The organism is Methylobacterium sp. R2-1, assembly GCF_014191355.1.
Lineage (GTDB): Bacteria > Pseudomonadota > Alphaproteobacteria > Rhizobiales > Beijerinckiaceae > Methylobacterium.
In genome coordinates, this window is sequence record NZ_JACHWM010000016.1 from 82,880 (window position 1) to 108,422 (window position 25,543).

Genomic DNA, 25,543 nt, shown 5'->3' on the forward strand with positions numbered 1-25,543 from the left:
ACCATGTGCGAACTGCTCGGAATGAGCGCGAATGTGCCGACCGACATCCGGTTCTCCTTCGCGGCGCTGGCCCGGCGCGGCGGCGAGACCGGGCCGCACGCCGATGGCTGGGGCATTACCTTCTACGAGGGACGCGGCTGCCGCTCCTTCCACGACCCGGAGCCGAGCGCCCGCTCCGAACTCGCCAAGCTGCTGCGCCGCTACCCCATCAAGAGCCGCATCGTCGTCGCCCATGTCCGCAAGGCCAATCGCGGGCGCGTCAGCTTGGAGAACACCCACCCCTTCTCCCGCGAGCTGTGGGGTCGGCCATGGACCTTCGCCCATAACGGCCAGCTGAAAGGCGTGAAGCGCCTGCCGCTCGGCCGGTTCGAGCCGGTCGGCACCACGGACAGCGAGCACGCCTTCTGCTGGATCCTGTCGCAGCTCCAGGAACGCTTCCCCAAGCCGCCGCGCACGGCCGCCCTCGAGGCGGCGATCGCCGAGTACGCCTTCACCTTGTCCGAACTCGGCGTGTTCAACATGCTGCTCACCGACAGCCGCGTGCTCTACGCCCATTGCGGCAAGCGGCTCTGCTACCTGACCCGCCGGGCCCCGTTCGGTACGGCGACGCTGATCGACGAGGATTGGCGGGTCGACTTCGCGCAGGAGACCACCAAGACCGATATCGTCACCGTGATCGCCACACGGGCGCTGACCCGAGACGAGACTTGGACCGAGCTGGAGCGCGGCGACACCCTGGTCCTGACCGACGGGGCCGTGCGGGTGCTGAAGGGTGTGTCGCGGCGGCGGTCGCGGCCGGCGCCAGAGATGCGTGGCGCGGCCTGACGCTGCTCGGACTGGGTACGCCGGTCTGGGCTGCCGCATTCACGCCGCAGGATCGACCGATCATCTCTCCCCTCGTGGGACAGCCGATCGTCTTGTGTGCAAGCGTGGCAGTATTTCGCGTGGCGCGGGTGTGCGGTGCGGGACCGATGCGCTACAACTATGTTAAACGCCTCGCCGGGGCTTTCTCCGCGTGCCGCGCCGCCCCGTCTTTTGCCGAAATGCCCCGATCGCGAAGTACCCGATGCGCAACGATACCGAAGCGACCCTGGATCGTCCCGCGATGACTGACGGCCGTCCCAAACTCTCAGACTCCATCCGCAGCCATCTCGGCGATCATCTTCGCAGCGTCTACGACACGCTCGGCGCGGGTGAGGATACACCGGTCCGCTTCTCCGAGCTGATCGGCAAGCTCGAAGAGGCCCTCAAGGCACAGGGCGAGCGGATCGATCCGGAGTTCCGCAACGGTCTGCTCGCCGCGGTGCCGTCCTTGCGCGCCTTCGCCCTGTCGCTGACCTCGAACCCCGCCCGCTCCGACGACCTCGTGCAGGACACCCTGCTGAAGGGCTGGCAGCACCGTGCCCGCTTCCAGCCGGGCACCAACCTCAACGCGTGGCTCTTCACGATCCTGCGCAACATCTTCTACTCGGACCATCGCAAGCGGGTCCGCGAGGTCGAGGATCAGGACGGCTCCTACGCCGCCCGCCTCGCCACCGCACCGCATCAAGGCGACCGGCTCGACGTCGAGGATCTCCAGACGGCGCTCGCCAAGCTGCCGCCAGACCAGCGTGAGGCTCTCGTGCTGGTGGGTGCCGAGGGTGTTTCCTATGAGGAAGCCGCGACGATCATGGGCTGCAAGGTCGGCACGGTGAAGAGCCGCGTCAGTCGCGCCCGCGGCCGCCTCGCCGAACTCCTCGGCTACGACGAGGAGGATCTCTCCTCCGACCGCTTCATCCAGTCGGCGATGCCGGACGCCTGACGGTCGCCAGGGCGTTCGAAGCCGGTCCTCACTGAACGGCGTGGGCTCGTGTATCGGGATTGCCCGGCTCCGTTGGCGAAACTTGAAGCTTCGCCCGGATCTTTGGGGCGGTGGCGGGCGATGTCGTCGGGTCGTCCGATGATCCTGGGCGGCTGAGAAAGCCGCTTCATCGGTCCATTCGCGACTTGGTCCGGTCGGGTTTTCACCGGCCGTCTTGCACCAAGTCGCGGAGCGCGTGAGGGGCGTGATCCAACCCGTCCCTTGCTGCCTGCAACCGGATTGTCGGCAACGACCGGTCGCAGCTCTCTGGCTGTCGACATCGGCGAGAGACGTTCGTCGCGATGAGCCGGCCGAATGTGAGCGGCACGCGACTCTGACTGCTCGGTGCTGATCTACCTGTCCGTCCGGTCGAACTTCGAGGCGGCCTCGGCAGCACTGACGACTTCAAGACCGGCTCGAACGCCGTCCCGCAGCCCGCCTTACTGGTCGGCCTCCGGGAGACCGGCAGGAGCGGATTGCCCTGCCGGTTCAAACTTTTACCGTCAGGCAGCCTTGCGCCGGCCGCCGGTCTTGCGCCCCTCGCCCGAAGCGGTGCCCTTGCGGCGCGGCTCGGCCGGCGCTTCCGAGACCACCTGGTCCACGGGCTCGGCGGCCTTCGCGGAAGACTTGCGACGCTGCTGGCCGAGGCCGAGATCTTTCGCGAGCGCCGAACGGGCGGCCGAATAGTTGGAGGAGACCGTCGGGTAGTCGGCCGGCAGGCCGTAGCGGCGGCGGTAACCCTCGATATCGAGGCCGTGCGTCGTCAGGTGGCGCTTGAGCGTCTTATAGGGTTTGCCATCGATGAAGGAGATCAGGGCGTCCGGCGTGATCGACTTCTTGATCTGAGCAGGCGAGGCCCGCTCGACTTCTTCCTCCTTCGGAGCCTGCGGCGTCGACAGGGCGACGAGCGCGGCATGAACCTGAACAATCAGGGCCGGGAGTTCGGGCGACGGCAGGGAGTTGTTCGAGACATAGGCCGACACGAGATCGGCAGCGAGCTCGATACGATCGATTTGTGAGACCTGACTTGTTTCAGACATTGTCCGTGATCCTGTTTGCCCCTCGTTCTTGTGAGCTAAAAGGATCTAGGAAAGTTTCAAGACCGGTTCTATGGGTTTTCCCGGAAAACGACTGCAAAATCGAGAAAAGGCCTCGATCTGGCCGATATTGCCAACGATCAGACCGGTCCAGGCGGCAGTTTGGGGTTTCTCAAGGTGGTTCGCACAAGCTGAGGTTCGATCAGAGGCGTGATGAGCGACGTCTGATTCGGTTTTTCAACAAATCGTGAGGGGCAAATTCGGGCTAGTCGCCGACTTCCGTTCGTGGAGTGGACCGGCTTTGGTGGATTGCGCCAGGTCAAGGCTCGCCCAAGGCCGTCGGTGCGGCCGGTTTCAGGCGGCCCGCGACCATGGTTACATGCCTGGCAGCGTCCTCTCATCGTCTTCGCGCCGTGTGGCGGGGCGGCGTTGCCTGCGGTGCTCCGGCTTCGGCGGCAGACTGCAGCGATAGATCACCGCGTCGGGTGGTCCCAGAGTAGCATTGAGCGGGACCGTGACAGTATCGCCGGAGAAGCGCCAGTTGCGGGTGCCGCGGTCCCAGTAGAGCCAAACCGTGGTGTCGTGGCCTTTCACGTCGAAGATGGCGGCCTTCTTCGACATCGCCCGAAGAGTTCGCGGTTCGTAGAGCCCCTTGCGGCGATAGGCGGCGCGGGAAGCCTCGTCCTGGCGATCGACGAAGGTGTTCTGGACGATCTGCAGCGTCGCCCCGGGCTTGCGGAGAAATTTCTTGAAATCGCTTAGAGACCGCAAGACCACGGGCATGGCGTCCATCCAATCGTCAAGTCACGGACTCGTCCTGCATTGTGCGGGGGCACCTTAGTTCCGCTGAGATGACGGTTGTTCGTCACGCCCAAAGGCAGCATTGGGCGATATCCACCGGAAAACGGCGTCGTCCACAGGTCTCGAAGACTCTTGGGCCGGCTTTCCGAAGAACGAGCGGTGCCGTCGTGCGGACCTCAAAGGGCCATCCGGCTTGACCTGCCGGTCGGGCTCGGGCGTTTAGGCCCCATGCTGCTGCAATTCTTCACGGGTCTGCGCGAGGCCCGCGTGCCGGTGTCCCTGCGCGAGTACCTCACCTTGCTCCAGGCGATGGAGAGCGACCTCGCGGACAAGCGGGTCGAGGAGTTCTACTTCCTCGCCCGCACCGTGCTGGTGAAGGACGAGTCCAACCTCGACCGGTTCGACCGGGTCTTCGCCTCCGTGTTCAAGGGTCTGGAGACGCTGGGCGAGGCGGTCGAGCCCGCCGCCATCCCCGAGGAATGGCTGCGCAAGCTCGCCGAGAAATACCTGACCGACGAAGAGAAGGCCGAGTTGAAGGCGCTCGGCTGGGACAAGCTGTTCGAGACCCTGAAACAGCGCCTCGCCGAGCAGAAGGGGCGCCACCAGGGCGGATCGAAATGGATCGGCACCGGGGGCACCTCGCCCTTCGGCGCCTACGGCTACAATCCGGAGGGCATCCGGATCGGCCAGGACGGCAACCGCAACTTCCGCGCCGTGAAAGTGTGGGACCGGCGCGAGTTCAAGGATCTGGACGATTCACGCGAACTCGGCACCCGCTCCATGCGAGTGGCGCTGCGCCGCCTGCGCCGCTTCGCCCGCTCCGGGGCGGCCGAGGAACTCGACCTCGACGGCACGATCCGCGAGAGTGCCCGCAAGGGCTTCATCGACGTGAGGCTGCGGCCCGAACGGCGCAATGCCGTGAAGGTGCTACTCTTCCTCGATGTCGGCGGTTCGATGGACTGGCACGTGGAACTCGCTGAAGAGCTGTTCTCGGCGGCGCGCTCCGAGTTCAAGCACTTCGCGCACTACTACTTCCACAACTGCCCCTACGAGGCGGTGTGGACGGAAAACCACCGCCGCCACGACGAGCGCATCCCGCTCCTCGACGTGATCCGCACCTACCCGTCGGACTACCGGGTGGTGTTCGTGGGCGACGCCTCCATGAGCCCCTACGAGATCGCCCATCCCGGCGGCTCGGTGGAGCACTGGAACGCGGAGGCGGGCGAGGTCTGGCTCGGCCGCGTCCTCGATCACTTCCCCAAAGCGGTCTGGCTCAATCCCGTTCCGGCCGAGCACTGGGGCTACACCCAATCGATCGGCATGGTCCGCCGGATCTTTTCGGAGCGGATGTTCCCGCTGACGCTCGAAGGATTGGATGGGGCGATGCGGGCGCTGCTGCGTTAGGCTTGGCCGCTCACGTCAATCTCGCCGATCGGCGCGGAGCGCGCCGCCTGAAAGGCCGCCAGGGCTGTGATGAGAACCGAGAGCGGCAAGGCGCCGTAGACGGCATATCCTGGTTCGAACGGCGTCTGGACGTATTCGTCGCCGCAGGGCGACCATTCGAACGGCAGCGTGTCCCGTTCGAGAGCAGCGTTCATCATCGGAACGCATGCGGTGAGCAGACCGGGATGAGGCCTGAAAGCCAGATCAGCGCCGCCTCCCCTGCCGCAGGGTTCCCACCCGCACGCCGCTGCGAATGCCGTGCCAGCCCGACGAATGCGGTCGCGAAGGGAACGCTGAGGACCGCGCCGGTCAGGAAGGGATCGATGTCGTTCTGCGTGCAGGTTCCGTGTAGCCCAGCCCTTGCGGGAGCGGGACGGGCAGGAACGGCAGGAGTGCAAGAGCGGCCGCCATGGGCGCGGCGGACGGCGCGCCTCGTGACCGGCGCGCTTCAGCCCTGGCGGGCCGGTGTCGTCACGACGAGGCCGTCGAGTTCGGGCGTCACGCGGATCTGGCAGCACAGGCGCGAGGTCGCGCGCACGTCCGAGGCGAAGTCCAGCATGTCCTGCTCCATCGGCTCGGCCGGTCCGACCTTCTCGGCCCAGGCCTCGTCCACGTAGACGTGGCAGGTGGCGCAGGCGCAGGCCCCGCCGCACTCGGCATCGATGCCCGGAACGTTGTTGCGGATCGCCGTCTCCATGACGGTCGAGCCGACCTCACCGTCGATCGTGCGGGCCGTGCCGGCGTGATCGACGAAGGTGATCTTGGGCATACCTTGCTCCGGGACGTGTCGGCGTCCGCCTGCAATCCTTCGGGGGGGCGGCGTGGCGCCTGCTTGCGGGCGGCGGCGCAAGAATGCAAGCGGGAAGCCGGCGCTTTTCCGTCGCGCCGGCAGCAATGGTCCGCCCTCGCCTGCCGCCCGGAAGCGCAGCATTTGATATGCTAAGGATCGTCAGCCCTCACCGGAGCCGTGTTGCACGGCGCAACGCCATGTCCGCGAAGGCGGCGCCCGTGCGCCGTCGGTTCCCGAGAGGATGAGGCGATGGCATGCAGCCGGGCAGACGCCGCAGAGACGTGGTCCGCGATCCTCACCGATCGTCGTCGCAGCGAGGGAACCGCGTTCAGCCTGGAGGAGCGCCGGAAGCATGGCCTCGAAGGACTGCTCTACAAGCCGGAAGACTGAAGGTCTTCACGCCTCCAGGCCGAAGGAAGCGAGTGCATCCAGTGTCTGCGCGACGGCGTTCCGCAGAGCTCCGAGATCGGCCTCGCCGGCTTTGCGGAGCCCCGTCTCGACGGTCGCGCTCGCCTCCGCGACCCGCATCGCTCCGACGCCCAGGGCTGCGCCCTTGAGCGTGTGGGCGAGGTCGGCCCGCTCCTCCGCCGAACGGCCCTCCTCCGCCAGCGCCGGCAGGAGGCGATGGCACTGACCCTCGAACAGGCTCAGCACCTCCCGGGCCAGATCCGCATCGCCGAATGTCTGTGTATCGAGGTGGGAACGATCGAGCAGAGGAGCGAGATTTTTCTCGACGTTCACGTCCGTCCTCATCGACTGCTTCTTCATCTGCGTTCGGGATGAAACCGACGTTCGACCCGCCCGGCTCCGCGGAATAGGCTCGGCGCGGCGACCTGCCTGTGGGCGGCGCGGACTATCCACAGCGCAGGGCCGCCCGGGGCGTACCGGTTTATGCCAGCAAGCGTCAGAACTTGGGGCGAGTGCCGGATCACGGGACCCGGTTTGGTAACCATTCCGTTAAGGTTTCTTGGGTGCGCCGGGCCGATCGGGTATCGGGTGCGGGATCCAAGGGACTAAGATCCCGTGGGACGTTGGGTAAATCCGTCTCCGCTGCGGAGGGCGCGTGCTCCGCAGCGGACGGCGATGCGTACGAGGGTTGCATGGCCACCGAGAAGAAGCTGAAGGATCCGGCAGAGGCGGCCCTCTCCGCGATCGAGCAGGCTTTGAATCTGGACATTCCGGCGCCGGGCGACAGCGCCCGCGTCGAGCCGCGCCTTCCCGATGTCGGTGACGGGGATCCACTGGCCGATCCCTTCTCCGAGGCCGGGGGACGCCGCACACCGACCCTCGACATCGATCCCGCCACCTCGGAGCTTCCCCTGCCGGAGCGCGGCCGCTCGCGCCGCGAGGGGGGCCTGCTGCCGCCCGACCGCTCGCTGGTGGCCAACGACGACCGCCAGAACATCGGAATCCTGCAGCAGACGCTTCGGGTGCGGCCCTCGCGCAAGCCGTACCTCGTCGCGGCGATCGCCTCCTTCCTCTGGCTCAACGGCCTCGTGGCGCTGGCCTGGAACCAGTCCGGCGGCGACCTGAAGGCGTTCATCACCGGACTCACCGCACTCCAGGCGGCGGTGGTGGCCACCGCGATTGCCGGGCCGATCGTGCTGTTTCTCATCACCGCGATGCTGGCGGTGCGCGCGCACGAGATGCGCCTCGTCGCCCGCGCCGTCGGCGAGGTGGCGATCCGGCTGGCCGAGCCCGAGAGCTTCTCCACGGACGCGGTGCTGACCATGTCGCAGACCGTGCGCCGCGAGGTTGCCGCCGTCGGCGACGGTGTGGAGCGGGCGCTCGCCCGAGCGGGCGAACTCGAGACGCTGGTGCGCGGCGAGATTTCGACCCTGGAGCGCGCCTATTCCGACAACGAGATCCGAATCCGCAGCCTCGTCGATGAGCTGATCGCCCAGCGCGAGTCCATTGTCGGCAGCGCCGACCGGGTGCGCGGGGCGATTGCCGGCTCGCACGAGAACCTGTCGAGCGAACTCGAGGGCGCAGCCGAGCGCATCGTCGCGGCGATCAACGGCGCGGGCGAGCGGGTGACCGGGGCGCTCGACGCCCGCGGCGAGGCGATCACCACCGCGCTCGGCGAAGTCGGCGAACGGGTGGTCGGCAACGTCTCGACCCGCGGCGACGACCTGATCCGCCAGCTCACCGCCACGAGCGAGGGCGTGCGCGGCGGCCTGGAGGAAATTGGCACCAACCTGACCAGCGCGCTTCAGCAGCGCGCCGACGAGGTGACCCAGGCCTTCGAGCGTACCGGCGGGGCGCTGACCCGCACGCTCGCCGACAACGCCGGCGCTGTCGCTCAGTCACTGTCCGAGACCGGCACCGGCCTGATCGAGGCGCTCGACCGCCAGGGCGGCGCCGTGCGCGAGACCTTCGAGCGCTCGACCAAGGGCCTGGAAGAGGCCTTCCTGTCGCGCGGGACCGAGCTGACCGAACGCTTCGCGCAAACCGGCGGCGCGATCACCGCCCGCTTCGCCGAGACCGGCGAGGGCCTGAGCCGTCACTTCGCCGCCACCGGCGCGGCGATCTCCGAGGACATCGCCGCCCGCGGCGCCTCGCTGCGCACCGAGATCGAGGCCGCCGGCGCCGGCGTTTCCGAACTGATCGAGGGCCGCGGGCGCGACGCGCAGGCCGCCCTGGCGCTCGCCGCCGGCAGCGTCGCCGACGACTTCTCCACCCGCGTCGATCGCGTGCGCGAGGCGTTCCTGGCCTCTGCCACCCGCGCCGCCGAGACCATGGACGGCCCTGGCCTCGAACTCGCCGGCCGTATCGAGGCGGCCGCCTCCCGTGTCGACGATGTCATCTCCGTCCAGGGCGGCGCGCTCGCGTCGAACCTCGACGCGGCCGGTGAGCGCGTCGTCGGCCTGATGACCGACCGCGCGGCGCAGGCCGCCGCCGCCGTCGAGCAGGCGCTCGCCGGCCTCGGCTCCGGCTTCGCCGCGAGCGCGAACGGCACCGCCGAGAGCCTGCGCGAGACCGTGGCCCGGTTGGGCGACGACCTCGACGTTCGGGCCGCTGCGGCTCACGACGGCATCCGCCGCAACACGGAGACTGCGACCGGATCCGTCGGCGCCAGCGTCGAGGCGCTGGAGCGTCGCCTGCGCGAGGCCGCCGAGACCGTGAGCGGCCTCCTCGCCGAGCGCACCGCCGAGTCCACCGCGCGGATGCTGCACACCGCCGAGGAAACCTCGGGCGCCGCGCAGGCGCAGGCCGCCGCGATCGCTGCGCGCTTCGCCGAGGCCGCCGAGACGCTGCGCCGAGCGGCCGACGAGGCCGCCGCCACCGTCGAGACCCGTTCGGACGATGTGGTTGGCCGGTTCCACGCCGCTGCCGAGCGCGTCGGAGGCGAGCTGGGCAGCCGCAGTGAGAGCGCTTCTCAGACGCTCCACGCCGCGATCCAGCGGATGGCCGACGAACTCACCGCCCGCAGTGCCGAAGCGACCGGCGCGCTGGCGCTCGCCGCGGCCCATGCTGGCGGCGAGATCAGCAGCCGCACCGACCAGTCGATGCAGTCGCTCCAAGATCTCCTGCGGCAAGTGGCCGACGAGATCGCTGTCCGCGGCTCCGAGGCGAGCGTGGCCCTGTCGCTGGCAGCCGCCCAGGCTGGCGGCGAGATCGGCAGCCGTGCCGATCAATCGGCGCAGAGCCTGCGCGATCTGCTGGGGCAGGTCCGCGCGGAGATCGACGGCCGCAGCGCCGAGGTCGCGGAGGCGCTGGCGCGGACCGCCGAGCGCGTTGGCGGCGAGGTCGGCACGCGCACCGAGGCGTCGCTGCGGAGCCTGCGCGACGCGCTGGACCGGATCGGCGAGGAGCTGTCCGTCCGCAGCGCCGAGACCACCGCGGCCCTTGCCCGCGCGGCCGAGCAGGCCGGCGGCGAGGTCGGCGGCCGCACCGAGAGCGCCCTGGAGGCCCTGCGCGAGACGCTGCGCCGGCTCGGTGACGAGGTCGCCGCTCGCGGTGAAGCCACGGCCCAGGCACTGTCGCGTACTGCGGAGGGGGTCGGCTCCGAGTTGGATGCCCGCCTGGGCACCCTGGAGGAGAGCTTCGACCACCATGGCCGCGGCGCCGCCGCGCTCATCGCCAGCCAGTCCGACGAGGCCCAGGCCCGCCTGGAAGGCGCTGGACGCGAGGTCGCCCTCGCCATCGACGCTCACGTGTCGCAGGTCGGCGACGCGCTCCACCAGAGCCATGCTGCCTTCGTCGAGACCGCCGACAGCCGTACCCGCGCGGTGGAGGAGGCGCTGGGCAGCCGGCTCGCGGCCCTCCAGGAGACCATTGCCCGCGGCGACATCCTGGCCGACCGGATCGCTGGGAACGCGCGGACGCTCGGCGACACCCTGGATTCGCGCCTCACCGAGATCGACCGGATCATCGCCGTACAGGGTAATGCCCTGGCCGATTCCCTGGCCGAGCGCGCCCGCCTCGCCGGCGAGACTGTCGAGGCACGCATCGGCGAGATGGAATCCCTGTCCGCCCGCCGCGCCGCCGAGATCGGCGAGAGCTTCGCTGCGCTGGTCGGCCATGTCGACACGCGGCTGGGCGCCCGCGCCAACGCCCTCAACGAAACCCTGGTGTTGCGCACTTCCGAGATCGCCCGCACCCTGGATGAGGGCGACCGCATCCTTGTCGAGGCCCTCGACCGGCGCATCGAAGGCTCCGCGCAGGACATCGCCAACCGCGGCCGCGCCGTGGGCGACGTCCTCGCCACCCGCGCCGCCGAGATCGCCGAGCGGCTCGAACGCACGACGCAGGATCTCGCCCGCCGCCTCGACGAGGGCGCCGAGCGCCTCGATTCCGGCGTCGTTGCCCGTCTCGACTCCCTCAGCGGCACGCTGGAGGAGCGCACCCGCCACCTCGACGAATCCTTCGGTATCCAGGCGCTCGAAGCGGTGCGCCTGATCGAGAGCCGCACCCGCACCATCGACGGCGAGCTGACCGGCCGGATCCGCGACCTCGTCGCTTTGCTCGAGCGCCGCAGCGGTCTCGCGGTCGAGGCGCTGGGCGGCCATGTCGAAGCGATCGCACGCCTGTTCGACGAGCGGTCCGAGAGCCTCAACCATCTGTTCGACGAGCGCGGCGGTGCGCTCGCCGCCGACCTCGATCAGCGCAGCCGCGCGACGGTCGCGAGCCTCGAGGGGCGCCTCTCCGACATCACCCAGGCTCTGGAACAGGGGGGCGCTTCTCTGGGTGGTCTGCTCGACCGTCGCGGCACCGCCCTGCTCGCCGCCCTGCGCGACCTCGTGGGGCAGGTCGATGGCCTCCTCGGCGAGGGCGCGGGCCGCCTCGGCAACACCCTCGAAACCCGTGCGGACGAGATCCGCACCCTGCTCGACAGCCGCGCGGACGATCTGCGTGGCCTGATGGAAGGCAGCGCCGGCCGGGTGCGCGGCGAACTCGAAGCCGGCTTCGGCGCCTTCGAGACGGTACTGGAGGAGCGTCTGCGCACCGTGCGCGACCTGCTCGATGCCCGCAGCAACGAGATCCGCGACACCTTCGACCACCGCACGGACGACCTGCGCGGCCTGATGGAGGGCGGCGCAGGCCAAGTGCGCGGCGCCTTCGATGCCAGCCTCGGCGCTCTCGAGACGGTGCTTGACGAACGTCTGCGTACGGCGCGCGACTTGCTCGATGCCCGCAGCAACGAGATCCGCGAGACCCTCGACAGCCGCACCGGCGCGCTGCGCGGACTCGTGGACGGCAGCGCCGGCCATGTCCGCGGCGAGTTCGAGTCCGGACTCGACGCCCTGCGTGCCGCTCTGGAGGAGCCGGCCCGCACGGTGCAGGATCTGCTCGACAGCCGCGTCGGCGAGATCCGCGCCATGCTCGACGCCCGCAGCGACGACCTGCGCACGACGTTGGAGGAGCGCGCCCGCACGGTTCAGGACATCCTCGACCACCGCACCGGCGAGATCCGCGGGCTGCTCGACGGCCATGCCGGCCGCCTCGACGAGGGCTTCCAGGGCCGTATCCTGCCGCTCCAGGCCGCGCTGACCGAGGGCGCACGCCTGTTCGTGGAGACGCTGGAGGGCGGCATCGGCCGCGCGGCCGGCGAGGTCGATGCCCGCACGCGCGGGCTCGCCCACCTGTTCGACGAGCGCCTCGGCGTACTCGGGGACCTCGTGGACGGACGTGGCCAGCAGGTCGCGCAGACCGTCGAGATGCGGGCGCAGGAACTGCGCAGCCTGTTCGACGAGATCCAGGCCCGCCTCGGTGCCCTGGTGGACGAGCGCTCGACGGCGCTGACCGGCCGCTTCGACACCCAGACCCAGGCGCTGGCAGCCCTGTTCGACGAGCGGATGCGCAGCCTCGACGGGCTGGTCGAGAGCCGCGGCGGCGCTTTCGCGCAGCTCGTGGAGAACCAGGCTGCCGCGCTGGCGCGGACGGTCGATACCCGCAGCGAGGATTTCACCAGCCGCATCGACGCCCGCCTGCGCGCCTTCGCCACCGTGGTGGCAAACCGCGCCAACGCGCTGGCCGACGCCTTCGACGAGCGCCAGGACGCCTACGCCACCCAGATCGACGAGGGCACGGCCCGCATGGTCGCGGCGCTCGACGAGCGCGCCCGCCAGCACGCCGCCCAGTTCGAGACGGTGGAGGAGCGCCAGAGAGCCGTCTCGGCCCTGGTCGAGGAAGGCACCGCCCGGATCGCGGCGGCGCTGGACGAGCGGGCTCGTCAGCAGGCCGCCCTCACCGAGGCCTTCGACGGTCAGCGGGAATCGTATGCGAGCCTGGTCGAGCAAGGCACGGCCCGCATGGTCGCCGCGCTCGAAGAGCGGGCTCACCGCCATGCGGCTCAGGCCGAGACGCTGGAGGAGCGTCAGCGGGCTGTTGCGGCGCTGATCGAGGAGGGCACCGGCCGCATGGTCGCGGCTCTCGATGAGCGCGCCCAGCGGCAGGCCGCTCTGACCGAGGCCTTCGACGGGCAGCGCGAAGCCTACGCTACCCTGATCGAGCAAGGCACGGCCCGCATGGTCTCCGCGCTCGAAGAGCGGGCCCGCCGCCACGCGGTGCTGGCCGAGGCGTTCGACCGCCAGAAGGAGGCCTATGCCGCCCTCATCGACGGCGGCACGGCTCGGATGGTTGCGGCCTTGGACGAGCGTGCCGAACGGCAGGCGGCACTGACCGAAACCTTCGACGAGCGCCAGACGGCCTACGCGGCGCTCGTGGAGGACGGCATCGCCCGGATGGGCCGGATGCTGGAAGAGCGCGCCCAGCGTCACGCCGCCGAGGTCCAGGCCCGTGCCACCGCGCTGGCCGAGGCGTTGGACCAGCGGAACGGGGCGCTCGCCCGCATGATCGACGGACCGGCTGCGGCCCTGGCCGGCGCCCTCGCTGAGCGGGAGCAGGCTCTCGACCGGCTCATCACCGACAAGGGGACACCGCTGGTCGAGGCGCTGCGCGAGCGCACCGACGCCATCGTCGTCCGGACCGTCGAGTCGGTCAAAGCCCTGCGCGCAGCCCTGGATGAGGGTGCGGCAGCCTCCGCCGACACGGTGGCCCAGGCGAATGAACGGGTCCGCCGCGACGTCGCGGGCTTCCTCACTCGGATCGAGAGCGCCAACGGCGCGCTCAAGGATCTCGTCGGCGGCGCCTCCGAGAACCTCACGGCCGTCGAGCAGGGGCTCGCGGCCCGCGTCGAGCAGATCCAGTCGGCCCTCGACCGGGTCGCCTCGGAAGCGGCGCAGGCCTCCGATCGGGTCTCGACGCAGGTCGTGGCGCTGCGCGACGCCTCGCAGGGCGCCCTCGCCCAGGCATCGGATCTCGCCGAGACGCTGGATGCGCGCGGCAAGGCGCTGGTGGAGCGCACCGGCACCCATGTCGGCGCGCTCTCCGCGGCCGCCGGCAACCTGGAGGTGGTGGAGACCCGTCTCGCTGAGAGCCTGTCGAACCGGCAGGCGGTGGTCGAGGCGGTGCTGTCCCGCCTCGAAGAGCGCAGCCAGGCCATCGAGGCTCAGACCGGCCGCTTCGGCAGCGTGATCGAGGAGACGCTGCGCGCGGCCGAGACCCGCGCCCGCGAACTCAGCGAGAGCGTCGCCCGCGCCGTCCGCGAGGCCGGAAGCTCCGTGGCGGGCGACTTCGAGCGCCTGCGCAGCGGCGCCGATGAGGAGAGCGCCCGCACCGCGGCCGCTGTGCGCAGCACCATCGAGGCGGCTTCGGCCAAGATGATGGAGAGCTTCACTGCCGCCTCCGGCCAATTCGGCGACTCGGTCGCGCGGATGAACGCGATGGCCGCTGAGATCCGCCGCGAACTCGATGCGACCCGCGCCGACCTGCAGCGCGGCGTCCTCGACCTGCCCCGCGAGACGCAGGATGCGACGAGCGAGATGCGTCGAGTGGTGGCCGAGCAGATCGACGCGCTGAACGAGCTGGCTGCCTTGGTCGCCCGTTCGAACCGCTCGGTCGATGTCGCCCAGCCGGCGGCGCAGGCTCGCGCGGTCGAGCAGCGCCGCACGGCCGAGGCCGGTCGCGGCGCCTCCGCTCCCGTCTCCGCGCCGCAGACCGCGCCTGCGCCGGTCCGCAGCGCGGCGCCGACGGCGGCCCGACCCCAGACGCCGGCCCCGTCCTCCGCCCCCGTGCGTCCGGCGAGCCCGGCTGCAGTCCAGGGTGGAGGCCAGGGCGTGGTCCAAGGGCGGCCCGGCACCCGCGACAACCGGGGCTGGCTGTCCGATCTCCTGACCCGCGCCTCGCTCGACGATGACGGTGCCGAGGCGATCCCCGCTCCGACTCCTGGACCGGCTCCCGAGACGAAGGGGCCTGTGGAGCGGATCTCGCTCGACGCGATCTCGACCGACATCGCCCGGATGGTGGATCATCAGGCTTCGGTCGAGTTCTGGCAGCGCTACCGCCGGGGCGACGCGAACCTGTTCGATGGCCGCCTCTACACGGTTCAGGGCCGGCAGACCTTCGAGCAGATCCAGCGCCGCTACCGAGCGGATGTGGAGTTCCGCCGCACGGTCGATCGCTATGTCGGCGAGTTCGAGCGACTGCTCGGCGAGGTGACGAAGAACGACCGCGATACCAAGCGCGCGGACGCCTACCTCACCTCGGAGACGGGCAAGGTGTACACCATGCTCGCCCATGCCAGCGGCCGGTTCGACGAGGCCTGAAGCCGATATTCCGGCGAGCGTGGGCTCGGGGTCTCCGAGCCCGCCTCCTGACGCATCGACCGGGTCGTTCGATGAAAAAGGCCCCCTCCGCTCTCAAGCCGAGGGGGCCTTTTTCATGTGACGTGGTCGTCCCGACGGGCCGGCCGGCGCCGGATCACTCCATCACGGCGGCTTTCATGATAACGACCATCGTTGCCCGGCCCGGCCCATCGCCGAGGCAGCGGATGCTGTGGGGGCGGTCGCAGCGGTAGCGCAGGGTCTCGCCGGCATTGGCCCGCTGCACCTCACCGGCCACCTCGACCTCAAAGCTGCCCTCCAGCACCGAGAGCGACTCGACCGAACCGCGCTGATGCGCATCGGATTCGAGCACCCCGCCGGCATCGGCGGTGACGTCGTACCATTGCAGCCACTCGACCGTCTTGATCCAGCCGATGATGGCAAGCCGCACCTTGCCGTCGTCGGAGACCAGCCGCGGTGTGTCGGCCCGGGAGAAGCGCTCGATGAAGGGTTCCTCGTCGGAGGTCGCGAGCACCCGCTCGATCGAAACGTCGAGCGCCTGGCTCAGCCGCCAGATCGTGGCCAGAGTCGGGTTGGTCTCGTTGCGCTCGATCTGGCTGATGATCGACTTCGCCACGCCGGACTGTTCGGCGAGTTCGGAGAGGGAAAGGTTGTAGGCCTTGCGCAGGCGCTGGATCGTCTTGCCGAGCTGGCCCGAGAGCACCTGTGCACCGCTGGCGAGATCCTTTGGCCGTCCGCGCTCAAGGCTTGCCGCTATGTCTTGCATCACATCGGTCCGCTGAGAGTGCCTACCGAGACGTCCGCGCCGGACACACCCTCGCGGGCGGATCAGATCACGAAGTCGTGGGTGGGGCACCGAAAGGCGTTCCGTTATCCGAACGAGCGTTTGATCTGTCAAACGCAAAACGGGTCCGAAGGTCCGGTTTCGCTTCGGCGCGGGTCTACTGCCAGAGCGCGTAAAAGTGATGGAGCGGGCCGTGGCCGTGGCCGACGGACACGGAATCCGCGGCGCGGATCGCTGCGGTGACGTAGGTTTTCGCCCCACCCACCGCCTCGGTGAGCCCCTGGCCCCGGGCAAGCCCGGCCGCTACGGCGGCCGAGAGGGTGCAGCCGGTACCGTGGCTGTTGCGGGTCTCGATGCGCGGCGCCGCGAATCGGCGCAAAGTCCCGTCCGCGGCGATGAGGTGATCGACGCTCTCGCGGCCCTCGCCGTGGCCGCCCTTGATCAGCACCGCCCGCGCGCCGCGCCCCAGCAGCCGCCGCCCCTGCGCGACCGCCTCGTTCTCGTGGTTCGCCTGCTCCTCGTCGAGCAGGGTCGCGGCTTCGGGCAGGTTGGGGGTGACGACGGTGGCCAGCGGCATCAGCTCGCCGCGTAAGGTTTCGACGGCTTCCTGCGAGATCAGCCGATCTCCGCTGGTGGCCACCATGACGGGATCGAGCACGACAGGGATGCCGGGGGCATGCCGCCGCAGGCCCTCGGCCACGGCCCGGATCGTCTCGGGCCGCGAGAGCATGCCGATCTTCACCGCACCCACCGCGAGGTCGGCGAACACCGAGTCGATCTGCGCGGACACGAAATCGGCGGGTACGTCGTGGATCGCCTGCACGCCGCGGGTGTTCTGCGCGGTGAGCGCGGTGACGACGCTGGCGCCGTAGACGCGCAGGGCCGCGAAGGTTTTGAGGTCGGCCTGGATGCCGGCGCCCCCGCTCGAATCCGAGCCGGCGATGGTCAGGGCGATGGCGGTCATGGGCGTCTCCCCTCGTCAGTTCTTCTAGAGCATCGTCCTGGATATCGGATCCAGGACGATGCTCTGGCCTCTTGTTGTTGCATCGTCTTTTCCCGAAAGCCGGTGACCACCTTTCGGGACGATGTTCTAATGTTCCGCGTCGTCTCGCTTCGACGTGCCCGACGTGTCTCTCACAAGATCCCCGCTGCGCTGTCGCCGCCAGAGCGCGAACGTTCAGCGCCCGGACGTTTTGTGAGGCGCTTCAACGCGTGCCCGTGCTCCCGCGCTGGCTCAGCGCTTCATCGACCCGTGCCAGCAGGTCCCGCGCCTTGGCCTCGGTGGCGCCGCCCTTGAACAGCGCGCCGATCAGCGCCACGCCATCGGCGCCCGCCCGGATCACCGAGGCCGCGTTGCTGGCGTCGATCCCGGCGATCGCGCCGAGTGGAAGCGCTTGCCCCCGGGCGAGCCGGGCGCGGAACACGATCCGCTGCAGCCCGTCGAGACCGACCGGCGGGTCCGGGTTGTCCTTGCTGGTGGTGGCGAAGACGCCGCCGATACAGGCGTAGTCGATCGGAAGCCGGTAGAGTTCGTCGGCCTGGGCGCCGGTCTTCACGGTGAGCCCGATGATGGCGCGGGGGCCGAGCAGGCGACGCGCCTGTTCCGGGTGGAGATCGGACTGGCCGAGATGCACGCCCTCGACCCCGGCGGCCAGTGCGAGATCGACCCGGTCGTTGACGAGCAGCGGCGCGCGGCCGGCGACCGCCGCATGGATCGCCCGAATCCTCGCGAGGGCCGCGCGGGCATCGGTCAGATCCTTGTCGCGGTACTGGAGCAAGGTGGTGCCACCGGCCACGGCCTCCGCCGCCAGGGCGCCGAGCGCCGCCGAATCTCCCCCCAGCACGCCGACATCGAGGATGCCGTAGAGGCGCAGGTCCACCGTGATCCCCGCCGACGGCCGGGACAAACCGAGTCCTGCACCGAGTCCTGCACCGAGCCCTGTCCCGATGCTCATGCCGACCCCCCGTACCGTCCGAGCGCCATGGCCGCTCCCTTCGATGATCCTGCTTTCGGTCTAGCAGGATCGGCCTGCCGCGGCGACCGTGGCCGCACTTGCCTGCGGATGAGGCCGCAACCTCCGTTGACGGTGCCGGTGCCGATCCGGCAAGAGCGAGGGTTAAAGGCCGGAACCGCTTCCGCCGCCGAGGGGATGCCCGAGGAGAGGGGCTCGAGGCCGACGAACGCATGAGCACGGCCGAACCGGGTGTGATCGCCGCCGCAGCGGACAGGGGGACGCGCGCCGCCAGCGCCTCCTCGGTAGGGCTCGTCGCCGTGATCGTCGCGGCGACGGACGGAGAGCCGCGCGCGCTCACCGTGCAGGTCGGAGGCCAAGCCAAGGGCCGCGAGACCGCCCTGCCCGCGGGCCCGCTAGTGCCTGAGCATGCCACTCTGGAGCGGGGCCTTCGCGCCTGGGTCGAGCAGCAGACCCACCAGCGCCTCGGTTACGTCGAGCAACTCTACACCTTCGGCGACCGCGACCGGGAGGGCGGACAGCACGGCGTGCATCTACTCTCGGTGGCCTATCTCGCCCTGGTGCGCGAATTGCGCCCGGCGGGGCTCGCCGAGGCCGCGTGGCGCAACTGGTACCGCTACCTGCCCTGGGAGGATTTTCGCGAGGGCCGGCCGCCGGCGCTTGCTGAAATCGAGCCGCGCCTGATGGCCTGGGTCGCCGCCGCCTCCGAACCGAAGCTCCGGCGCCTGCGCGAAGATCGTGTCGGTCTCAGCTTCGGGATCGGCGGTGCCTGGAACGAGGAGCGCGTGCTGGAGCGCTACGAGTTGCTGTTCGAGGCGGGGCTGATCCCGGAGGCCAAGGGGCAGCACGGCGCCGCCGTGCCCGACGACCTCGCGATCACCGGCCAGCCGATGGCACTTGATCACCGCCGGGTGCTCGCCACCGCGATCGGCCGACTGCGCGGCAAGATCAAGTATCGCCCAGTGGTGTTCGAGTTGATGCCGCCCGCCTTCACCCTGCTCCAGCTTCAGCGCACGGTCGAGGCGCTCGCGGGCACGCGGCTGCACAAGCAGAACTTCCGCCGCCTCGTGGCGCAGCAGGGACTCGTCGAGGAGACCGAGGCGCTCACCAGCGGCAATGCCGGACGCCCGGCCCGGCTGGTGCGTTTCCGACGGGAGGTTCTCCTGGAGCGTCCGGCGCCCGGCGTGAGGCTCACTCCGTCGCGGCGGACGGTGTGAGGGGGCCGACGCGGGGTCATCATCCTGTTCCAAAAACCGCGTCCAGCTTTCGGGACGATGCTTAGCCCTGGAGGACGCGCCCGAAATGTTCGGGGCAGCCGGCAACGAGGATGGGGGCCAGGGGCAGATCGGCGCGGGTGCAGAGGGTGAAACCGTAATAGGCCGTCAGCAGGTCCGGTTCGGGAACGCAGACCCAGAGACGAACCATCGGCCAATCCTCGTGCACGCTGACGAGGAGCATCTGGCGCGAAGCATCGAAAGAGGCCGCCTGCTCGCGGAACAATAGCTCAACCGACCGGATCTCGTCGGCCGCAATTCGCCTTTGTGCCCAGACCATCGGCAAGCGCCCTCCTTTGGAGCGTTTGCCGGCCGAACGGCGGTTCCTCAATCGATCCTGGCGCAGGGCAGATCTCACAAATGCCCGCGGATGACGCTTTCACCGAAATCGTAGAAAGGTCCGGAGGCGCCGCGCCGTGCGGCCATGTGAGCCTGCGGCCGCCCGCCGCGTCGACGTGGGACCTGCTGTGAAACGCCTTTGGGCTCGGCATCGCCGAGCCCACATTATCCGAGCCGATGCGGCCTCGGGCTTACGCTTCCTTCTTGCGGCGCGGGGCGCGGCGTTTCTTCTCCGGAGCGGGCTCCGGCTCGGCAGCCACCGGTTCGGGCGCTGCCTCCGGCTCCGGCTCCGCGATCCGGCGCCGCTGCTGACCTAGTCCCAGGGCGCGCGCCAGTTCCGAACGCTGCTCCGAATAGCTCGCCGACGTCATGGGATAGTCATTGGGCAGGCCCCACTTCGCCCGATACTGCTCGGGCGAGAGACCGCGCAGGGTGAGGTGGCGGCGCAGCGTCTTGTAAGGCTTGCCGTCCTCGAAGCTGACCAGGAAGTCGTGGCTGATCGACTTGCGGATCTCTTGCGGCGTCGCCTTGGGCGGGCCCGTCTCGGCGGACGGGCGTCCGCTCATGGTGACGGAGCGGATCGCCTCATGCACCTCCCCGAGAAGCTTCGGAAGCTCGGCACTCTGAACGTGGTTGTTGCTGACATAGGCAGAAACGACGTCGGCCGTAAGGGTAACGAGGCGGGCCGTTTCCGCTTCCTGTTCACTGGTTTCCATGGCGCGATCTTCTGTGCGGGAGGATTACCTGGGAGACGGTAAGCTCAGAGCCGCTGAGGAGCAAGACATCGTTGTTGAATGCGAGCGCAATTAGGTCGAAGAGAATGGAGCGCCGCACGCGTTTCTGTGCAGCTCGAATGGAAAAATCATCGACGAGAAACTGCGAAAAAAAAGCATTGTGCCCACCTTACGGCTGTGCCGTACGAACCGAGATAAATATTTCAAATGTTAATAATGCAGCGGATAAGTCTCAGAAAATGACGGTGTTTCAAAGAGTTGAGTTTTCGTTCGGTGCGGCCGTTTCGTCGGCGGCGCTGTCAATCGATCGGCTTTAGGCTCTCGATGCCGCTTCCCTTGCACATAACACGGTTTGATTGCGACACGGCGCCGCAGGCCTACGTATTTTCTGTGGATTTCCTCGTCAGAATCGAAGGAGCTGGACGTTTTCGTCGCGTAAAACGTTCTGCCGCCGTTCTGAAGTGTCGAAGATTCGCTCCGATCACTCGGATGTACCGGGTCTGCTGCCAATAAAAAGGGGCTGGGCGCCGGAGCCGCCATTTGGTTGCCGGTGAGGGGGCGCTGCTCCAGCAGACGCGGGCTCAGATGCCGGGACCAAACATCTGGGTGACAGTGGTTCCGGGCGAAAGGGGGCCCGAGTTGTGCAGCTGACCCGCGGCCCTTTCTTGCGAGGCTTCACAGGATTGTTGGTGAAGGGGGAGCGTTTCTGTGCACGTGCTTGCATCGCCCGTCCTCGGGCCGCTTCGCCGACGTGCGACGACGGTGCTGCATGACGTGAACGGCACCGCTCCGACACCGCGCGTCCGCGCGGTGTCGGGCTCCCTCCGATCGAGCGGATGCTCGGGTGTGTTCTCCGGCTGGATTGGTCCGCAGATCAGTCGAGGCCGAGCATCAGGCCGAGGTTCTGCACCGCTGCTCCCGAGGCGCCTTTGCCGAGATTGTCGAGGCGACCGACCAGCACCGCCTGACTGTGACTGTCGGAGCCGAAGACCCGCAGTTCGAGCCGATCGGTGTCGTTGAGAGCTTCCGGCTCGATGCGCTCGCGGTGGGCGCCTTCTTCCGCGCCGCGCACGACCTTCACCAGCGGTGTGTCTGCGTACCAATCGGCAAGCGCCTCCTCCAGATCGCCCGGGTTCGGACGACCGGGCAGGGTACCGAGATGCAGCGGGATGCTGACCAGCATGCCCTGCCGGAAGTTGCCGACGGAGGGGATGAAGATCGGCCGGCGGGTCAGCCGGCTATAGGCTTCGATCTCCGGCAGGTGCTTGTGGCCGAAGCCGAGCCCGTAGAGCTGGAACGGGGCACCCTCCCCGCGCTCGTAGCTCTCGATCATGCTGCGGCCGCCACCGCTATAGCCACTCACCGCGTTGATGCTGACGGGATGATCCGATGGAATCAGGCCGCGCTCGACCAGCGGGCGCAGCAGCGCGATCGCCCCGGTCGGGTAGCAGCCGGGATTGGCGACCCGGCGCGCGGCGCGGATGGCGTCGGCCTGTTCCGGTGCCATCTCGGCAAAGCCGTAGACCCAGCCCGGCGCGATGCGGTGGGCGGTGCTGGCGTCGAGTAGCTTCGGGCCGCCCCTCGGCAAGCTGTCGGCGAGGGCCGCGGTCTCGCGGGATGCGTCGTCGGGCAGGCAGAGCACGACGAGGTCGACCTCTTCGAGGATCGCCCGCTTCACGCCCGCGTCCTTACGGCTCTCATGCGGAATGCTGACGAGGCGCACCCTGCCCTCGCGCTCCAGGCGCTCGCGGATGCCGAGGCCGGTGGTGCCGGCCTCGCCGTCGATGAACACCTTCGGGGCGCTGACGCCGTCGGACATCGCAACAATCCTCACTCGGCCCCAATTCGGGCCGCTCTGAACACATGGCGGGCGCTGCGACCCGGCCGTGGGGTGCCGCCTGCGACACGCTTCGTCGGTGGCGCGGAGGTGGAAGCTTCGTCTTCCCCTGTCAACGCCTTCGGCGACCGCGCGCTCGTCTCGGCCGCTGCCGCAGACCTTTGTCCTTGGACAGACTCAGTGCGGCCGGAACTCAGGATGACGCCTTCTGTTGACAGCCGAATGTCGCTCAGGAGGCGAATCCGATGTCAGGAACAGCGAAGAAGACCGACCCGAAGCTCTGGGACAAGGTCAAGAAGGACGTCACGCAATCGTCCAAGGGCGGTAAGCCCGGCCAGTGGTCCGCCCGCAAGGCGCAGATGGCCACCAGTGAATACAAGAAGGAGGGCGGCGGTTACGCCGGCAAGAAGTCCGACGACAACCATCTCAAGCAGTGGACCGACGAAGAGTGGAATACGAAGTCCGGTGAGACGAGCGGCAGGACCGGTGAGCGCTACCTGCCCAAGAAGGCGCGCGAGAAGCTGTCCGACTCGGAGTACGCCCGCTCGACGGCCAAGAAGCGCGCCGATTCCGCCAAGGGCCAGCAGCATTCGAAGCAGCCCGCCGACGTCGCGAAGAAGGCGGCCTCCGCCCGCAAGACCGGCGGCAGGACCGGCAGGACATTGGACAAGAAGACATCGAACAAGGGCGGTCACGGTGGCACGACCAAGGCCGAGCTGATGCAGCGGGCCCGCAAGCAGGACATCCCCGGCCGCTCGAAGATGACGAAGGGCGAACTGGAGCGCGCCCTCACCTCCTGATCGGAGCGAATCGGTGGCGAAGGCGGAAGCGTCCGCCCCGCCTTGCTCAGGAGCGCTTCTCGGCGCCGATCACGACGAAGCCCTGACGCTCGAAGATGGGGCGCGCGGCGGGGCTTCTCAGGAAGCTCAGGAACGACGCAGCGCGATCCGTATGGGCCGCATCCTTGGTCAGCGCGATCGGGTACACGATCGGTGGGTGGCTGTCGGCGGGGAAGGTCGCCACGATCTCGACGCCGGGATCGCTCGCCGCATCGGTCGCGTAGACGATGCCGAGCGGCGCCTCACCGCGGGATACGAGCAGGAGGGCCGCCCGCACGTTCTCGGCCTGGGCGACGTGACCCTTCACCCCGTCCCAGGCGCCGAGCTTCTCAAGGGCGGCCTTGCCGTACTTGCCGGCCGGCACCGCATCGACATTGCCCATGGCCAGCCGGCCGCCGGCCAAAGCGGCGGCGAGGTCGGTGCCGGGCGCCAAGGCCACCCGCTTGCCGGATCCCTTGGCCGCGACGAGGACGATGGCATTGCGCAGAAGGTTGACGCGGCTGTCGGCGCGGATCGTGCCGTTCTTCTCCGCGTAATCCATCCAGGCGAGGTCGGCGGAGATGAAGAGGTCGGCCGGGGCGCCGGCCTCGATCTGCTTGGCCAGCGTGTTGGAGCCCGCATAGGAGATCCGGCTCGTCCCGCCCGTCTCCTTCGCCCAGGTGGTGCTGGCTTCGTCCAGGGCGTTCTTGAGGCTGGCGGCGGCGAAGATCACGATCGGCTCGTCCGCGGCGCGGGCGGCCATCGACCAAGGTGTCAACGCGAGGAGGAGACCGGCCAGCCAGGCGCGACATGTCCGAACGAAGCGCGGCTTTGTCATGGCGATTCCCTCGCAATGTCCGCAGCGGCCGATGCGGATTCTCCGGCACCGACGTCCTCACGCCGCTGCCGAGTCGGTGGCGCCTGTGAGGTGCGCGATGCCGCTTCTAGCGGAGCCGGGATGCCACGGCCATGCCTCTGGCGCGTTCGAGGAAGGGGCCTGCCGGCCGTCAGTTCTCGGAGGGGCCGGCGGCAGAGGGCTCGGGCTCGCCGGCGGTGTAGCCTTCAAGCCAATCCAGGCTCTCCTGCGAGCCAGCCTCGTAAGGGTTGGCGGAATCGGGCTGTCCCGTCGCTTTCGCGGCTCTACCCTCTTCGAAGATCTTGCTCGACACCACGGCCATCGACCGATCCTTTCTCCATGCGGGCCCGGATCACCACGGGGCTGGAAAGCGCGGGAACAGAAGCGATCCGGAGCAGTGGCGGTTCCCGCGGGTGCTTCGGCGGCGTCAGGCCACGGAATCGGATTCCGGTGCGGCCCTGACCTCGGCGCGGTGCAGCCGGCTCAGCAGCACGAGCAGCGAGCCGGGCAGCGGCGCCTCGAGCGTGTCCGGTGCGAGAATATCCGCGCTCGCGGCCCGGCGGCGGTCGGGCCGCGGCTCGCGCTTCACGACGACGGGTGAACGACGACGGACGGATCTGGGTGTCATGACGCGATGGAACTCAAAAGCGCATGATGAACGATACTGAGAAGCGCCTCTCGCAAGGCCCGACCATTGGGCATGGCCCCGTCGACCAAGGGATCGACGAGCGGCATGCGCGAGACGCTTCGGACCGTGAGAACGCCGCCTTCCGGCTCCGGTTCCGCAGGCTTCGTCTAGAAATTACACATTATGCCTGTGGATTAAGCAGAATTCGTCTTGCCTGTGTTGTCCTGGTCGCATACGGGCCGCCGCCCGTTCGGAGTAGGGCGGGCGTGAAGCCCGTGGCCCTCACGGCGCGCGGGTGGTAGAGGGCGATCATGCTCGAAGGTCTGCCGCCGCACCGACCCACGCACGTCCTGCGTCTGATCACGGACGAGCCCTCCGCTCGCGCGATGACCGAGCTGCTGGGCGAGATGTTCGACCCCATGGAGACGGCGGTGGCTGCCTTCGAGGTCGAGGAGACCGGGGCGTGGCGGCTGGAAGCCTACTTCTCGGAGGAGCCCGACGCGGAGATGATCCGTGAACTCCTCCGCCCGGTCGTCGGCGCACAGGCGGATGAAGCTGCGTTCGAGACCATCGATCAGCAGGATTGGGTGCGCGCCTCGCTGGAGGGGCTGAAGCCGGTTCGCGCCGGGCGCTTCCTCGTCCATGGCGGCCACGACCGGCATCAGGTGCGGGCGAACGACCTCGCCATCGAGATCGAGGCGGCGCTCGCCTTCGGCACCGGCCATCACGGCACGACTTTGGGCTGCCTTCGGGCTCTGGTCGCCGAGCTGAAGCGGCGGCGCCCGGCCCACGTGCTCGACGTCGGTACCGGCACCGGCATCCTGGGCTTTGCCGCCGCAAAGGCGCTCCATACACCGGTGATTGCCGGCGACCTCGATCCGGAAGCGGTGGCGACCGCCCGCGGCAATGCCCGCCTCAACGGGCTCGGACCCTACATGCGCTTCTACCACGCGCCGGGCGTGCGCCACGCTCTGGCGAACCGGCCCCGCGGCTTCGACGTGGTGTTCGCCAACATCCTGGCCCGCCCGCTCAAGCGGCTCGCGCCCTCGCTCACCGCTGTGGTCGCCGATGACGGCGTGCTGATCCTGTCCGGTCTGATCGAGCGCGACGTGCCGGGCGTGCTCTCGACCTACCGCCACCGCGGCTTCCATCTCGCCCGCTCCGGCGTGATCGAGGGATGGGCGACGCTGGTGCTGCGCCGGGGCGGGGCGGCGGCGCGTCCGCGCTGAGGTGGCTGTCGCGGCGGCGTTCGACGCGGTAG

At 69.1% G+C, this 25,543-nt stretch carries 22 protein-coding genes; 8 read left to right on the forward strand and 14 right to left on the reverse strand.

What is annotated here, in order from left to right; genetic code table 11:
• Positions 1–3 precede the first annotated feature (3 nt).
• Positions 4–825 (forward strand): class II glutamine amidotransferase, encoded by an 822-nt coding sequence (locus tag FHU13_RS21425; protein ID WP_183437872.1) that lies wholly within the window; start codon positions 4–6, stop codon positions 823–825.
• 241 nt (positions 826–1,066) lie between these two features.
• Entirely contained in the window at positions 1,067–1,801 is a 735-nt protein-coding gene (locus tag FHU13_RS21430) for a sigma-70 family RNA polymerase sigma factor (RefSeq protein WP_183437873.1), read from the forward strand.
• Between the two features lie 542 nt (positions 1,802–2,343).
• Here the strand turns inward: FHU13_RS21430 and FHU13_RS21435 are convergent.
• Both FHU13_RS21435 and FHU13_RS21440 read right to left on the reverse strand, forming a co-directional pair.
• Positions 2,344–2,880, reverse strand: coding sequence for a MucR family transcriptional regulator (locus FHU13_RS21435; protein ID WP_183437874.1), 537 nt, complete (start codon positions 2,878–2,880; stop codon positions 2,344–2,346).
• A gap of 372 nt (positions 2,881–3,252) precedes the next feature.
• A complete protein-coding gene (locus tag FHU13_RS21440; protein ID WP_183437941.1) occupies positions 3,253–3,660 on the reverse strand; it encodes a hypothetical protein in 408 nt (135 codons plus the stop codon).
• Positions 3,661–3,906: 246 nt separating this feature from the next.
• On the opposite strand from FHU13_RS21440, the gene FHU13_RS21445 reads away from it, so the two are divergent.
• On the forward strand, positions 3,907–5,082 hold the full coding sequence (locus tag FHU13_RS21445) for a vWA domain-containing protein (RefSeq protein ID WP_183437875.1): 1,176 nt from the start codon (positions 3,907–3,909) through the stop codon (positions 5,080–5,082).
• On the opposite strand, the gene FHU13_RS21450 is transcribed toward FHU13_RS21445, so the two are convergent.
• The gene (locus FHU13_RS21450; RefSeq protein ID WP_210287775.1) at positions 5,079–5,276 is read right to left on the reverse strand and encodes a hypothetical protein; all 198 of its coding nucleotides are present in this window, start codon (positions 5,274–5,276) and stop codon (positions 5,079–5,081) included. The genes FHU13_RS21445 and FHU13_RS21450 overlap by 4 nt on opposite strands.
• A 293-nt stretch (positions 5,277–5,569) precedes the next feature.
• A complete protein-coding gene (locus FHU13_RS21455) occupies positions 5,570–5,890 on the reverse strand; it encodes a 2Fe-2S iron-sulfur cluster-binding protein (RefSeq protein ID WP_017483666.1) in 321 nt (106 codons plus the stop codon).
• A 270-nt stretch (positions 5,891–6,160) separates the two neighbouring features.
• Between FHU13_RS21455 and FHU13_RS21460 the strand changes: the two genes are divergently transcribed.
• Complete coding sequence (locus FHU13_RS21460) at positions 6,161–6,301, forward strand: hypothetical protein (RefSeq protein ID WP_183437877.1); 141 nt, start codon at positions 6,161–6,163, stop codon at positions 6,299–6,301.
• A 6-nt stretch (positions 6,302–6,307) separates the two neighbouring features.
• Here the strand turns inward: FHU13_RS21460 and FHU13_RS21465 are convergent, their stop codons facing one another.
• Positions 6,308–6,679: an Hpt domain-containing protein gene (locus FHU13_RS21465; protein WP_210287776.1), complete on the reverse strand. Its 372-nt coding sequence runs from the start codon at positions 6,677–6,679 to the stop codon at positions 6,308–6,310.
• A 332-nt stretch (positions 6,680–7,011) separates the two neighbouring features.
• Here FHU13_RS21465 and FHU13_RS21470 point away from each other — a divergent pair, with 332 nt between their 5' ends.
• Positions 7,012–15,021 (forward strand): hypothetical protein, encoded by an 8,010-nt coding sequence (locus FHU13_RS21470; RefSeq protein WP_183437879.1) that lies wholly within the window; start codon positions 7,012–7,014, stop codon positions 15,019–15,021.
• 154 nt (positions 15,022–15,175) lie between these two features.
• On the opposite strand, the gene FHU13_RS21475 is transcribed toward FHU13_RS21470, so the two are convergent.
• The 3 genes from FHU13_RS21475 to FHU13_RS21485 form a co-directional block, all read right to left on the reverse strand.
• Complete coding sequence (locus tag FHU13_RS21475; RefSeq protein ID WP_183437880.1) at positions 15,176–15,805, reverse strand: helix-turn-helix domain-containing protein; 630 nt, start codon at positions 15,803–15,805, stop codon at positions 15,176–15,178.
• Positions 15,806–15,980: 175 nt separating this feature from the next.
• Positions 15,981–16,787: a bifunctional hydroxymethylpyrimidine kinase/phosphomethylpyrimidine kinase gene (gene thiD, locus FHU13_RS21480; RefSeq protein ID WP_183437881.1), complete on the reverse strand. Its 807-nt coding sequence runs from the start codon at positions 16,785–16,787 to the stop codon at positions 15,981–15,983.
• A gap of 241 nt (positions 16,788–17,028) precedes the next feature.
• Entirely contained in the window at positions 17,029–17,778 is a 750-nt protein-coding gene (locus FHU13_RS21485; protein WP_183437882.1) for a thiamine phosphate synthase, read from the reverse strand.
• Positions 17,779–18,008: 230 nt separating this feature from the next.
• Here FHU13_RS21485 and FHU13_RS21490 point away from each other — a divergent pair, with 230 nt between their 5' ends.
• Positions 18,009–19,013, forward strand: a complete 1,005-nt coding sequence (locus FHU13_RS21490) for an NrtR DNA-binding winged helix domain-containing protein (RefSeq protein ID WP_210287777.1) — start codon at positions 18,009–18,011, stop codon at positions 19,011–19,013.
• A gap of 61 nt (positions 19,014–19,074) precedes the next feature.
• Here the strand turns inward: FHU13_RS21490 and FHU13_RS21495 are convergent, their stop codons facing one another.
• From FHU13_RS21495 to argC, 3 genes are all read right to left on the reverse strand, one after another.
• A complete protein-coding gene (locus FHU13_RS21495; RefSeq protein WP_246714779.1) occupies positions 19,075–19,254 on the reverse strand; it encodes a hypothetical protein in 180 nt (59 codons plus the stop codon).
• Positions 19,255–19,600: 346 nt separating this feature from the next.
• The gene (locus tag FHU13_RS21500; protein ID WP_183437884.1) at positions 19,601–20,125 is read right to left on the reverse strand and encodes a MucR family transcriptional regulator; all 525 of its coding nucleotides are present in this window, start codon (positions 20,123–20,125) and stop codon (positions 19,601–19,603) included.
• 892 nt (positions 20,126–21,017) lie between these two features.
• Complete coding sequence (gene argC / locus FHU13_RS21505) at positions 21,018–21,962, reverse strand: N-acetyl-gamma-glutamyl-phosphate reductase (RefSeq protein ID WP_183437885.1); 945 nt, start codon at positions 21,960–21,962, stop codon at positions 21,018–21,020.
• Positions 21,963–22,225: 263 nt separating this feature from the next.
• On the opposite strand from argC, the gene FHU13_RS21510 reads away from it, so the two are divergent.
• Positions 22,226–22,780 carry a DUF5872 domain-containing protein gene (locus FHU13_RS21510; RefSeq protein WP_183437886.1) on the forward strand — a complete coding sequence of 185 codons (555 nt, stop codon included), beginning with the start codon at positions 22,226–22,228 and terminating at the stop codon, positions 22,778–22,780.
• Between the two features lie 46 nt (positions 22,781–22,826).
• On the opposite strand, the gene modA is transcribed toward FHU13_RS21510, so the two are convergent.
• The 3 genes from modA to FHU13_RS21525 all read right to left on the reverse strand — a co-directional run bounded on the left by modA (position 22,827) and on the right by FHU13_RS21525 (position 24,282).
• On the reverse strand, positions 22,827–23,636 hold the full coding sequence (modA, locus tag FHU13_RS21515; RefSeq protein WP_183437887.1) for a molybdate ABC transporter substrate-binding protein: 810 nt from the start codon (positions 23,634–23,636) through the stop codon (positions 22,827–22,829).
• A 169-nt stretch (positions 23,637–23,805) separates the two neighbouring features.
• On the reverse strand, positions 23,806–23,976 hold the full coding sequence (locus FHU13_RS21520; RefSeq protein WP_183437888.1) for a hypothetical protein: 171 nt from the start codon (positions 23,974–23,976) through the stop codon (positions 23,806–23,808).
• Positions 23,977–24,081: 105 nt separating this feature from the next.
• The gene (locus FHU13_RS21525; RefSeq protein WP_183437889.1) at positions 24,082–24,282 is read right to left on the reverse strand and encodes a hypothetical protein; all 201 of its coding nucleotides are present in this window, start codon (positions 24,280–24,282) and stop codon (positions 24,082–24,084) included.
• A gap of 311 nt (positions 24,283–24,593) precedes the next feature.
• Here FHU13_RS21525 and FHU13_RS21530 point away from each other — a divergent pair, with 311 nt between their 5' ends.
• Positions 24,594–25,511, forward strand: a complete 918-nt coding sequence (locus FHU13_RS21530; RefSeq protein ID WP_183437890.1) for a 50S ribosomal protein L11 methyltransferase — start codon at positions 24,594–24,596, stop codon at positions 25,509–25,511.
• Positions 25,512–25,543 lie beyond the last annotated feature (32 nt).